Annotated in this window: 12 protein-coding genes; 8 read left to right on the top strand and 4 right to left on the bottom strand. The window is 53.2% G+C overall.

Translation table 11 applies throughout. From position 1 onward, the window contains the following. The first annotated feature begins 79 nt into the window (after positions 1–79). The 6 genes from Q8W32_RS08735 (at position 80) to Q8W32_RS08710 (ending at position 4,038) form a co-directional block, all read left to right on the top strand. Positions 80–295: a hypothetical protein gene (locus tag Q8W32_RS08735; protein ID WP_305414552.1), complete on the top strand. Its 216-nt coding sequence runs from the start codon at positions 80–82 to the stop codon at positions 293–295. An 81-nt stretch (positions 296–376) separates the two neighbouring features. Further along, positions 377–811: a CZB domain-containing protein gene (locus Q8W32_RS08730; RefSeq protein ID WP_303432061.1), complete on the top strand. Its 435-nt coding sequence runs from the start codon at positions 377–379 to the stop codon at positions 809–811. Positions 812–1,053: 242 nt separating this feature from the next. After that, on the top strand, positions 1,054–1,515 hold the full coding sequence (locus tag Q8W32_RS08725) for an EVE domain-containing protein (RefSeq protein WP_303432062.1): 462 nt from the start codon (positions 1,054–1,056) through the stop codon (positions 1,513–1,515). Positions 1,516–1,568: 53 nt separating this feature from the next. Then, a complete protein-coding gene (locus Q8W32_RS08720; RefSeq protein WP_305414550.1) occupies positions 1,569–2,165 on the top strand; it encodes a glutathione S-transferase family protein in 597 nt (198 codons plus the stop codon). 53 nt (positions 2,166–2,218) lie between these two features. Then, complete coding sequence (locus tag Q8W32_RS08715; protein WP_303432065.1) at positions 2,219–2,599, top strand: hypothetical protein; 381 nt, start codon at positions 2,219–2,221, stop codon at positions 2,597–2,599. A gap of 146 nt (positions 2,600–2,745) precedes the next feature. Next, entirely contained in the window at positions 2,746–4,038 is a 1,293-nt protein-coding gene (locus Q8W32_RS08710; RefSeq protein ID WP_303432067.1) for an HlyC/CorC family transporter, read from the top strand. A 57-nt stretch (positions 4,039–4,095) separates the two neighbouring features. Here the strand turns inward: Q8W32_RS08710 and Q8W32_RS08705 are convergent, their stop codons facing one another. Continuing rightward, positions 4,096–4,983, bottom strand: a complete 888-nt coding sequence (locus tag Q8W32_RS08705; RefSeq protein ID WP_305414549.1) for a bile acid:sodium symporter family protein — start codon at positions 4,981–4,983, stop codon at positions 4,096–4,098. A 174-nt stretch (positions 4,984–5,157) separates the two neighbouring features. On the opposite strand from Q8W32_RS08705, the gene menA reads away from it, so the two are divergent. Then, positions 5,158–6,033: a 1,4-dihydroxy-2-naphthoate octaprenyltransferase gene (gene menA / locus Q8W32_RS08700; protein ID WP_303432069.1), complete on the top strand. Its 876-nt coding sequence runs from the start codon at positions 5,158–5,160 to the stop codon at positions 6,031–6,033. Positions 6,034–6,142: 109 nt separating this feature from the next. Beyond that, positions 6,143–8,260, top strand: coding sequence for a methionine--tRNA ligase (gene metG / locus Q8W32_RS08695; protein ID WP_305414548.1), 2,118 nt, complete (start codon positions 6,143–6,145; stop codon positions 8,258–8,260). Positions 8,261–8,384: 124 nt separating this feature from the next. On the opposite strand, the gene Q8W32_RS08690 is transcribed toward metG, so the two are convergent. Genes Q8W32_RS08690 through Q8W32_RS08680 form a run of 3 tightly spaced genes read right to left on the bottom strand, consistent with a single transcriptional unit; the run spans position 8,385 to position 12,823 of the window. Continuing rightward, a complete protein-coding gene (locus Q8W32_RS08690) occupies positions 8,385–9,362 on the bottom strand; it encodes a magnesium transporter CorA family protein (RefSeq protein ID WP_305414547.1) in 978 nt (325 codons plus the stop codon). 42 nt (positions 9,363–9,404) lie between these two features. Beyond that, the gene (locus Q8W32_RS08685; protein ID WP_303432072.1) at positions 9,405–10,286 is read right to left on the bottom strand and encodes a transglutaminase family protein; all 882 of its coding nucleotides are present in this window, start codon (positions 10,284–10,286) and stop codon (positions 9,405–9,407) included. Beyond that, positions 10,286–12,823 (bottom strand): circularly permuted type 2 ATP-grasp protein, encoded by a 2,538-nt coding sequence (locus Q8W32_RS08680; protein ID WP_303432073.1) that lies wholly within the window; start codon positions 12,821–12,823, stop codon positions 10,286–10,288. Before Q8W32_RS08680 ends, Q8W32_RS08685 begins: the two co-directional genes overlap by 1 nt. Between the last annotated feature and the right edge of the window lie 82 nt (positions 12,824–12,905).

The following is a 12,905-nucleotide window of genomic DNA, read 5'->3' as shown; positions in this document are numbered from 1 at the left end:
ACTTGACCCGTCAGGCCTGCAAGTCGGCTTCGTGATTCGAAACCATCCGGTAGCCCAGAGTGAGCACCGGATTAAATGAATGTCCCCTATAGTACTAGTTGTTATTTCAAAAAGATCAAACATATTATTAATCAAAAACAGCGGCTTCCAATACGGCACCAGTCCAATAATCATGGCAACCCAAACAATAAATGACCGTCAAAATAGCACCGCTGCGCTGCTGATTATCGCCGTTACCCTGAATGAATACCGATTAACAGGCTTTTTCAAATCAATGATTGATCTGGCTGTTTGATTGGTCTGATCGATGCTCCTAGAATTTTAATATTTGCACGATCCTACGATTTGATAGAACTGACACGAAGGGAAGACGACGATGAGATTGATGAACTTTTTTGGATTTGGCCACGATCATCAAGATGCTATCCATGCCAAGGAAGCAGCCAAGAGAGCCAGTGTATCGCTGGATATTGATGTATCCATTGCTGCGCACGAAAACTGGTTGACCCGGCTGGAAACCTATATCTCCGGTCACAGTCACGAAACACTGGATCCAACCCATGCTGCTTGTGACGACGAGTGCGAACTGGGCAAATGGATTTATTCCGATGGCGAAAAGTACCTCGGCCAATACGCAGCGTTTAATGACCTGAAAGCAACCCATAAAATGTTTCACTACAAGGCATCATCCATCATCAGCCTGGTACAGGCCGACAATCATTCTGATGCAGAGAAAGAACTGGCCGGAGATATCCACAAGCTGACCCTGAAAATTCGCCAACGTCTGCAAGACCTGAAATACATCGACTAGCCCATTGCCGGCTCAGACCCACAGGCACTAACGACAGCAGCCAGCAGTGCCTGATTATTACCCCTCCCGATTGGCCTTCCCCTGTTCACAACACGTCCCCAAACACACCACTGCCCAAAACAGCCAGTAACCCGCTGACACTCCCGTCATCACGACCCACAAACCAGCAACGGTTGGTTCTGTACTTGGACATACAACACCGTCATGATCAGGACTGACGACCATTGCCCATCAGACACGTTATGAACTATTGGCTATTTAAAACAGAACCGACAGCGTTCAGCATCCAGGATCTGGCATCGCGACCGAAACAGACAGAGCCCTGGGACGGGGTACGTAATTATCAAGCCCGCAACTTTCTACGTGATGAGATACAGCCGGGTGATCAAGTCTTTATTTACCATTCCAGCTGCAAGGAAATTGGCATCGCCGGGCTGGCGGAAGTGGTGCGGGCTGGCTATGTCGATCCCAGCCAGTTTGATCCCGAATCCAGATACTACGACCCGAAAGCCACGCAGGAAAAGCCGCGCTGGTATCAGGTCGACATCCAGCTGGCGCAGGTTTTTCCACGGGTGTTGCCGTTGCAAGACATCAAGGCCATGCCGGAGATCACCGAGCTGGGGCTGATAAAAACCGGCAACCGTTTGTCCGTTATGCCTGTCAGCCCCCGTGAGTTTGATATTTTGCGACAGCGAGCCAGCTGACAACAGCCAACCCTCCGAACAGATCCAAACAACACAGACAATCAGGAGTACTGATGAAAATCTACGGCGATAGCCAGTCCGGTAACTGCTACAAAATCCAGCTGGTATGTGCGCTGCTGAATATCCCGCATCAATGGGTCCGGATGGATATCCTGGCCGGTGATACTCACTCCCAGGCCTTTTTACGCAAAAACCCCAATGGCAAGATTCCGGTCCTGGAGCTGGATGATGGTCGCACCCTGAGTGAATCCAACGCGATCATCAACTACCTGGCAGCCGGTTCCAACCTGTTACCAACGGATACCTTTACCCTAGCCAAGATGCAGCAGTGGCAATGTTTTGAACAATACAGCCATGAGCCCTATATTGCCGTTGCCCGCTTTATTGCCAAATATCAGGGAATGCCCGCCGAACGACAGGACGAATATAGCGCCAAACAATCGGGAGGTTACCGGGCCCTGGATATCATGGAACAGCAACTGGCCGTCACCCCCTGGCTCTGTGGCGACCAAATCACTAATGCCGATATCAGCCTCTATGCCTATACTCATGTGGCACATGAAGGCGGCTTTGAGCTTGACCGCTATCCCGCCATTCAGGCCTGGTTGCAGCGTCTGGCCGCAACACCCGGCTGGATTGCCATGGCATGATATGAACCAATAACCGCTGCCAATATCCCAGACAGACCATTCAGGAGATTTCCATGTCAGGCTATCCAGATACTTCGTCTTCCAAGCCCCCTCGTCCCCCTTTGTCACCACTGGACGATGATGCCAAAACCCAGGCACTGATTGCTTATTGCCTGTTAGGTGCCGGCTATTTTACCGGCGTGTTCTGGGTAATTGGTGGCGTCTGGGCCATGGCCAAAATCAGTGATTTTCAAGGCTCTCTGTTTGAAGACCACTTTGCCAATATCATCAAGGTATTCTGGTGGGGGCTGGGCATGATGGTGATAGGGATTGTGACCTCTTTTATTATTATTGGCTGGCTGATTATTATGGGGACTTTTATCTGGACGGTATTCAGGATTGTCAAAGGGTTATCCCAACTGACCTCAAACCGGTCCTACTCAGGGCGTGACTGACCGGAGTACCCCGTCTGGCAAAGCGCCAGATACACCGTAGACAGCAGCCAAACACAGCCGCTGTATCAAGCCGGTATCGTTCTGCAGTTGACAGCCCACTTGGGCACCCTATGATGACGGAATCATAATAGTCAAAGGACGCAGTCTTGAACGAAGTTCCCTTAAGTGTGCTGTTTGGCATACTCGCGGTACTGATCATTTTTTCAGGATTCTTCTCCAGTTCAGAAACCGGCATGATGTCGCTCAACCGCTACCGATTGCGGCATATGGTGAAAAACAATCACAAGGGCGCCAAATTGGCCGCCAGACTACTCGAAAAGCCCGATCGTCTGATTGGCACCATCCTCACAGGCAACAACCTGGTCAACTTTGCCGCAGCGGCACTGGCGACTATTATCAGCCAACGACTATGGCCCGATAACCCCGATCTTGCGGTATTCGTCAACACCATCCTGTTTACTCTGGTGGTACTGATTTTTGCCGAACTGACACCCAAAACCCTTGCGGCGATTGCGCCGGAAAAAATTGCCTTTCCTGCGTCTCCCATCCTGCTGGGACTGCAGTGGCTTCTGCACCCCTTTGTCTGGTTTGTCAACGCCATTGCCAACAGTCTGCTGAAGCTGATTCGTATCGACGTCCACAATACCCATTCCGATCATTTGAGTACCGAGGAGCTGCGCACCGTGGTGCGGGAAGCCGGGTCAATGATTCCCAAGCGTCACCAGCACATGCTGTTAAGCATTCTCGATCTCGAAAAGATGACCGTGAATGACATCATGGTGCCTCGCAACGAAATTTTTGGTATCGATCTCGATGACGATATGGATATCCTTATCGAGCAACTGCGTACCACCCAGCATACCCGGGTGCCCATCTACCGGGGCGATATCAATAACATCATTGGTATTCTTCATGCCCGCTCCCTGGCACGGGTAATGAGTCAGGGCGAATTCACCCGCGAAGACATCGAAACAGCAGCGCGCGAGCCGTACTTTATTCCGGAAAGCACTCCACTTCACACCCAATTGTTCAACTTTCAGAGCCACCAGCGCCGTATTGCTTTGGTCGTTGATGAATACGGTGATGTACAAGGCATTTGCACACTGGAAGACATTCTTGAAGAAATCGTCGGTGAATTCACCACCGATGTGCTGTCGACCAGCTCCCCCGATGTACATCCCCAGGAAGACGGGAGTTTTATTGTCAATGGCACGGCCTTTATTCGTGATGTGAACAAGACCATGCACTGGGACTTGCCGATCAATGGTCCAAAAACCATTAACGGCCTGATCGTCGAAATTCTGGAAAACATCCCGGAATCTCCGGTCTGCCTGCGTATTGGCCGCTATCGTTTTGAGATCCTGCAGCTCAAGGACAATATGGTCAAGGCCGTCAGAGTCACCCTGGACAGCCCGCGTAAAGAACCCGTCACGTCATAACAAACGTCCCCCGGTGGCACTCTGCCACCGGTCGGGTGCAGCAACAGTTACCAGCTATCAACTGACCTTTTGCTGCAGTTCGGAACCATCGTCCCGGATCACCCAGCCAATAAATCCAAACACCGGAATATTCATCAGCAAACCATACATCAGCGGTACAATGGCCAACTCGGGTTGATGCAATATCGTTAACGCCACCATCATCGCCGTTCCTGCATTCTGCACGCCGACTTCCATCGTAATCGCACGACTGTCTGACGCATTCAGAGATAACTGCCGGGTAATCACCCAGGCCAGCAGTAACGCAGACACACTTAACGTCATGACCGCGACGCCCGTCAGTGACACCATTTTTTCAACAACGCCCCAGTTGTCCACCAGTAACAACCCAATCACCAGTAACATCAGGAAGGTCGCCACCAACTTGACCTGTCGCTCGGCCTGCATCGCCAGCCGCGTCCAGAAATGGCGCAAGGTCATCCCCAGAACAACCGGTACCAGTGTCACAACCATCAACTGAACAATCATTAAACCAACCGGCAAACCAAACTGGTTGATCTCCGCACCGGCGAATTGCATATACACAGCAAATAACACCGGCAAGGTAAACGGCACCAGCAGGCTCGTCATCGCCGTCAAAGAAATACTCAGCGCCACATTACCGCGCGCCAGGAAAGTCAGCATGTTGGACGTGGCACCACCAGGGCAAAGCGCCACCAGAAACAGGCCGGCACCGGCCATCAAGGGTAATTTGAACAACACAATAATGATCAGGGCAATGACAGGTAACAAGACTATCTGCAAGAACAAGCCTATCAGGCACACTGTTGGCTGACGCCACACCGCGACAAAATGCTGACGGGTCAACCCCAACCCCAACCCCATGGTAAACATAATCAAGGCAAGGACGATGGGAAGGATGACAGGGGCGACCAGCTGCTGCATATTGATTCTCTTTGTTATTCACGATCAGATTGATATAAGTGCCACTCTAGCCTTCATTCAATTAATCCAGAAGCCACCTGACTCAAGGTTTTGTTATAAGCTCTGCATTTCTGCGGCCTGATAACTCCGCGCAACCATACTCCGATAACAGCCCCATATTCTGAGGAATCCCGCGTGTCGTACTGGTGGCTAGCCATTCGCCCGAAAACCATCCCTGCTTCCATTGGCCCGATTCTATTGGGCACTGCACTGGCATCGACCGAGACCCAGCTCAACGGTCTGCTGTTTGGCCTGGCCATACTCTGTGCCGTTGCCCTGCAAATTGCCGTCAATCTCGCCAACGATCTGTTTGATGGCCTCAGCGGTGTCGATACCGAAGCCCGCCTCGGCCCGGCCCGAATGGTGCAATCCGGCTTTATTACTCCGGCGGCCATGGCGGTTGCACTGGCCATTTTTACCCTGCTGGCCACCTTGTTCGGTCTGACACTGGCTGCCCTGACCAGCTGGAATTTACTGTTTATCGGCATCGCCTGCTTACTCGCCGTCTTTGCCTACAGTGCCGGGCCAGCGCCACTGGCCTCCATGGGCCTGGGGGAGGTTACGGTTCTGGTATTTTTTGGCTGGATTGCGGTAATGGGCAGCTACTGGCTGCAAACCGGTGAGTTGACCGTCACCGCCTGGTTGTATGGCACCAGCGCCGGACTGTTCAGTGTCGCCATATTACTGGTCAACAACCTGCGTGATATTCCCACCGACCTGGCCAGTGGCAAACTCACCCTGCCAGCCCGACTGGGAGAAACACGCACCCGGCGGCTGTTTGTTGGCGTTATGATAGCGGCCTTGCTTGTACACCTGGTCGCCGCCTGGCCCTGCCCCTGGCTGATGCTGCTTCCAGCAGGACTGTGTCTGAAACCGGTGCTGAATCTGATTCGCCGTATCGACAGCCTCCGCGGTCGGGCATTAAACAGCCTGCTGGCCCAGACCGCGCAAGCGGGGCTGATTTATTGTGGCGCCAGTGCCACCCTGCTGATACTCCTGGCATCACCATAAATCGCACCGCCAACGGATTACCCTCACCATCGAGGGTGAACCTCCTCTCTGTACCCGCTACAATGTCGCCCTTTGATTTCCACCCGTTTTTCCACCGGTAGCCCTTTCCATGACAAACAGCACTCGCAAAATTCTGGTCACCAGCGCCCTGCCCTACGCCAACGGCTCCATTCACCTCGGCCATCTGCTGGAATACATCCAGACCGACATCTGGGTTCGCTTCCAGAAGTCCCGTGGTCACCAGTGCACCTATGTTTGTGCTGACGACGCCCATGGCACCGCGATCATGCTACGCGCCGAAAAGGAAGGCCGCTCACCGGAAGACCAGATTGCTGCCGTCAAGGCGGAACACGAAGCCGACTTTGCCGCTTTCCAGATCGGTTTTGACAACTTTCACAGCACCCACAGTGAAGAAAACCGTGAGTTGTCCTGTCAGATATACACCCGTCTGCGCGACAAGGGTCACATTGCCGTACGCTCGATCAAGCAGGCATTCGACCCGGAAAAAGAAATCTTCCTTGCCGACCGCTACATCAAGGGTGACTGTCCCAAGTGTTCAACGCCAGACCAATACGGTGACAACTGCGAAGCGTGCGGCGCAACCTATACACCCGCAGAGCTCAAAAACCCGTACTCCACCATCTCGGGCGCCACACCGATTGAAAAAGAGTCCGAGCATTATTTCTTCAAGCTGCAAGATTTTGATGCCTTTCTGAAGGACTGGACACGCTCCGGCACCCTGCAACCGGAAATTGCCAACAAGCTGGCTGAATGGCTGGACTCCGGTTTGCAAGAGTGGGATATCTCCCGTGACGCTCCTTACTTCGGCTTTGAAATTCCTGATGCTCCAGGCAAGTACTTCTACGTCTGGCTGGATGCACCGATTGGCTACATGGCCTCGTTCAGAAACCTTTGCAACTCCGACGCCGGTCAGGCCCGTGGCCTGAACTTCGACGACTACTGGAAAGTTGGTTCCGACGCTGAGGTGTACCACTTTATCGGCAAGGATATCGTCAACTTCCATGCCCTGTTCTGGCCAGCCATGCTCAGTGCAGCAGACTACCGCACTCCAACGGCAGTCAACGCCCATGGTTTTGTCACCGTCAACGGTGCCAAAATGTCGAAGTCGCGAGGCACCTTTATCAAGGCCCGCACCTATCTCAACCATCTGAACCCGACTTACCTGCGTTACTACTTTGCTGCCAAACTGGGCTCCAGCGTTGATGACTTCGATCTCAATCTCGAAGACTTCGTCCAGCGCGCCAACACCGACCTGGTCAACAAACTGGTCAACATCGCCAGCCGTACCGCCAACTTTGTCTTCAAAGCCGGAGGCAAGCTCAGCGACAGCTGTGCTGAGCCAGCCATGGTGCAGGAATTTATCGACGCCGGAACCCCGATTGCCGCCCACTACGAAGCACGCGATTTCGGCAAAGCCATGAAAGACATCATGGCTCTGGCCGATCGTGCCAACGAATACATTCAGGAAAAAGCCCCCTGGGCCATGAACAAGGAAGAAGGCCGTCAGCAAGAAGTTATCGACGTCTGCTCCGTTGCCCTCAACCTGTTCCGCCAGCTGATGACCTACCTGACTCCGGTATTACCTGAGCTGGCAGAAAAAACCTGCCAGTTCATGAACCTCGACTCCCTCGACTGGGAAGCCCGCAGCAATATCCTGCTGGGCCACGAGATCAACAAGTTCAAACCCATGCTGGCCCGGGCCGAGATGGACAAGGTCACTGCGATTCTGGAAGAAACCAAGGCCGAACTGGCGATCGAAAACGGTGAACAACCAACGCCGGAAACCAGCACGGCCCCGGCCAAAACAAGTAAACAAGAGAAGAAGAAAAAATCCAAAGGGCCTGAACTCAGGGAAGATGGCAACGAAGTGATTGCCGACACCATCGAATTCCCCGACTTCGCCAAGGTCGACCTGCGCGTTGCCCGCATCGTCAAGGCTGACCACGTTGAAGGTGCCGACAAACTGCTGCAACTGACGCTGGATATTGGTAACGGCGAGACCCGCAACGTTTTCTCTGGTATTAAGGCGGCCTACCAGCCAGAAGACCTTGAAGGCAAACTCACCATTATGGTTGCCAACCTGGCACCCCGGAAAATGAAGTTTGGCCTGTCTGAAGGTATGGTGTTGGCCGCCGGGCCAGGTGGCTCCGAGATCTACCTGTTGGAACCCAATGAAGGTTCACAGCCAGGCATGCGAGTGATGTAAATCTGGCAATCGTTCAGCGCCACGCTTCATGTCCCGGCCCAAGGCTGGGGCAGAGTCGTGGCCTGTTCAGCGCAGTCCCATGGGTACCGGACAGGTATCCAGGTATTGCCTCCTGACCTCTGCGTTATAACCAGCGTAACTTGCGAAACCAGACCAACAGCCCCACGGCCAGAGTCGCCATCACTCCCAGCAAAATAAAATAGCCGTTTGCGACTTTCAGCTCGGGGATATAATCGAAGTTCATGCCGTACAAACCGGCCAGAAACCCAAGCGGAATAAATATCGCGGTAATCACGGTGAGCACCCGCATGGTGTTGTTAAGCTGGTGTGATGCAACAGCAAGATAACCATCAATCAGATCACCACAGATGTCATAAAACATCGCTACCAGGCTGGCCAGCCGCTCAAAGCGGTCATGCAAGTCGTTCAGTGTGTGGTCCAGCTCCAGATCTGGTTGTGTAAACAACGCCAGATCACTGGTTTTTAATTCATCGGTGATGCTTTGGTGATAATTAAACACCCGCCGCAATTTCACCAACCGGGAACGATACCCCATTAACTGACGCATCAAGGCGTCAGTGCCCTGCTCGTACAAGGCATCTTCCAGATCACTGAGCTGGTCTTCAAAAGCCAGCACATGCTCCAGGTACATACCGGCGGAGGTATGCATGATGCGTAACGCCAGTTGGGCCGGGCAGCGTTGTAAATGAATGCCGCCATGACCTGTCATCAGCAGATTAATACTTTCGGTCGGCAACGGATGGTAACTGATCAGCAAGCGCTCACTGATAAAAAATGCCACGGACTGGGGCTGGTAGTGCAGCTCACTGTCGAAATGGGCAATACCGCGATACAGAATAAAGACGTGATCTTCAAAGGCTTCGTATTTGGGCGGGTGGCGATCGCGCTGGGCGTCTTCGATAGCCAGGGCATGACACCCCAGGCCCAGTAACAACTGCCGTTCCTGATGATATTTTTCAGCCCCCTCCGACGTCAGGTCCAGCCAGAGTCGGCTGTTATTGTCGCCACACCAATCGTGTATCAGCTCTTCACCGCCACTGAACGACTGGCCGCTGCTGTTGATCATCAGGGTGCGAATCATGCTCTGTCCTGCGACGAGAAAACATTCAACAAAAAGTGGCGTTCAGGTCAGGCGCGTTACATCAACCGCAACACGTAATACCGGATTACTGCCGCCACCATAAATAACGCCACACAGCGGCGTCACATCATAAAAGTCGCGGCCCCAGGCTGTGACAATATGCTGTTCATGGGCCATGCAGTTATTGGTTGGATCGTATTCAAACCAGCCTTCTCCGGGAGCGTATACCGCCAGCCAGGCGTGGGTAGCATCGGCACCCACCATTTTTTCCTGCCCCGGTGGCGGCAGGGTTTCCAGATAGCCAGAAACGTAACGGGCTGCAAAACCTAACGATCGTAAGATGGCAATTTGCAGATGCGCAAAATCCTGGCAAACGCCACGACGGCTTTCAAGAACTTCCTGCAAGGGAGTGGCGATGGTGGTGGACGCCGGAGAGTATTCAAACTCCTGATAGATCTTGCTGGTCAGGTTCATAACGGCAGTCAGTAACGGCGTATTGTCGTCAAACAGACTATCGGCATATTCTTTCAGGGTCTGTGATGCCTTGAGCATCGGCGAGTCCAGCAAAAACTCCCGCGCCAACAAGACTTCCGGTGCCCGGGATGAACTCATCGCCTCCCGCGCATCACGACAGCTGATACCCAGCTCCAGCTCTGGAGCGGCTTTTTGCAGACTGGTACGCACTTCGCTGGTCGAGGTGATCACCAGTTTTTTGTGCGGTTTCTGTATTTCAAAGTGATAGGCATTATTGCCAAAATAATCACACCGGTTCGAGGTAAAAGCCGCACCGGGCAAGACGTCAACACGGGTCGACAGACACTGCTGACGCAGGGTGTCCCGTGGCGTCACGTGGGCCATGTTGTAACAGTGGGAAACCCGACTGTGGTACACATATTCTGTGGTATGACGAATGCGATATAACACTAGATGCTTTCCCAGGTACTGTTAACCAGTTGCTGTGACGCTTCCCGGTGATCAAAGTATTTGTCTGTAATCATTTCACTCAGGCCGCTTAACTGGTCGGCTATTTTGGTCATTTGCTCACCCAGATGGCTGCGTTGGAAGCCGTCAGCCTTGCTGAGCTCTGCCAGTGATGACAGCTTGAGCAAGGTTTCACATTCAAGGATACGACGTTCATCCGCAGACAACTCGTGCATCTGGGTCGGTGTTTTTGGCAACGCCCCGATATGTTGTCGTAATTGCTCAACCTGATACATCAACGAACGTGGATTGGTCGGGTCCATCATCACCAGATCGAGACTGGTCTGAATACCGACACGGGCACGATAACGGCGACGATAGCTGATCAGGGCTTCCAGCGATAACAGCAGTGCCTCACAGAGCTTGCTCTGATCCGACTCCGACAACACCGGAACAATCAGACTGTCGATGGCAATGGCGATCTGATAACCCCGTTCGAGACGCCGTCCCATATCCATAAAGCGCCAGCCAAAGCCTCGGATCATGCTTTCCTGGGTCAGGCCAGACAAGGCCATCAAGGCGGTTACCAAGGGATCGAGGGCTTCTTCCGGTGCCGATGCCAGGCTGCCCGAGAAACTGACCCCCAGCATATTCAGGGCATCACGAATGTCGTTGATGACACGATAGGTATCCGATGACAACAGCTCTTTGGTCTCTTCTGCGCAATAAAGCATGGCATTAAGGTTGCCGGAAATACTGCGTAATACTGAGCCGTTTTCGATAATGCCGCGCAAGGCTTCTTCTGCGGTTTGTTCATCAGTGGAGCGTGACGGTGTGGCAGTAATCATCGATACCGCATGCAGCAACTGATGCTGGGTTATATCACTGATTCGCTCTTCGCCGTTCAACATCATAAAGGCGGTACGCAGGATTCGCAGCGCGGCTTCGGCACGCTCGGCATAACGCCCCATCCAGAACAGGTTTTCCACCACCCGACTGGGCAAGCTGATCAGGTCGGCTTCGCGACTGACCGGCTCATCGACCTGCTCATCATGCACCATACGCTCCGGCTCAGAAGCGATCACCCAGGTGTCCTTGCTCTTGGCACCGGTCTGGTTGGAAATCATGAATGAACGTTCGTCCTGACCGATACGGGTCAGGCCACCGGGCATCACGGTATACGAGGTATCCGTTGCGACGGCAAAGCTGCGCAAAATTACCGGACGTGGTTTCAGCACACCGTCAACAAATGACGGGACGTGGGCGGCTTCCATGACCGGCTGAGCCACATACTGGGTCGGGTCCGCCTCAATCCGGGCTTTCAGCGAGCGGGCTTCTTCTGCGCTCAGCTCCGGGCCGTACAAACTGCGGTTATCAAGATTACGATACACCGGCTTGACCACCAGCTCATGCAAGTGATCCAGCACATACGCCCGATCGTCCTCACGGCCACACCAGTGGGTTTCGACCGATGGCAAACGCAGTTCACGACCAAGAAAATGTTTGGCAATACCGGGCAGATAACGCAAAAAAACCGGATTTTCGAGAATACCGGAGCCCAGTGGATTAGCCACTACCACATTACCGGCACGCACTACTTCCAGCAGGTTGGCCACCCCGAGACGGGAATCACCCCGTAATTCGACCGGATCACAAAACCAGTCGTCTACCCGGCGCAGCAAGACATCGACCCGGCTCAGGCCATCCAGAGATTTCATCCATAAAAAGCCATTACGGACGACCAGGTCATCACTCTGAACCAGATGAAAACCCAGGTAGTTGGCCAGGTAGGCATGTTCAAAATAGGTTTCGTTATGGGCACCTGGCGTCATCACAGCCACACGCGGTGCGCTGTTGGGTGACAAGGAATTCAGCTTGGTACGTAAACGCTGAAAAAAGGCCGCCAGCCGATGTACATGGCTATCGCGAAACAGGCTAGGAAAAACCCGTGACATCACGTTGCGGTTTTCCAACGAATACCCGGCTCCACTCGGGCTTTGGGCGCGATCCCCCATGGCCATCATCTGGCCATCGGCACCACGCACCAGATCAACCGAGTGCAAAATCAGGTCGTGCTCACCGGGTAATTTGATACCGTTACAGGCCCGTAAAAAACCACGGTGGCAAAACAAGGCATCCGGCGGAATCACACCGGAGCGAATCAGCTCCCGATTACCGTACAGGTCACGCAGCAGCAGATTGAACAACTCCGCCCGCTCCAGCAAGCCTGCCTCGATCCGGCCCCACTCTTCACTGCCAATCACATACGGAACCAGATCCATATTCCAGGTGTGAGATGGCGTGCTGGAGTCGCTGTAGATGTTATAGGTCGCCCCATCGTCCCGTAGAATACGCAACGCTTTTGACTGTCGTTCATCAAATAACGCTGGCCCCAGCTCTTTCAGGCTGTCGAGAAGATAGGACCAGTGCGGGCGCAGCTCTCCATTGGCATCGACAGCTTCATCCTGAAGCGCCGGATTATGACGATAGATCAGATCATCGCTGTCTGGCCCGGAGGCCTGTGACATAGTCTGCGACATGCTTGTTCTCGCTGCGGATTTCAATAAATGCTCGTTAAAAATTCAGGCCAAAAAAATGGCCGCTTATTAGCGACCATTATGT

Source organism: Oceanobacter sp. 3_MG-2023 (genome assembly GCF_030688925.1).
Classification (GTDB): Bacteria; Pseudomonadota; Gammaproteobacteria; order Pseudomonadales; family Oceanobacteraceae; genus Oceanobacter.
This window is presented reverse-complemented; position numbering and strand designations above follow the sequence as displayed.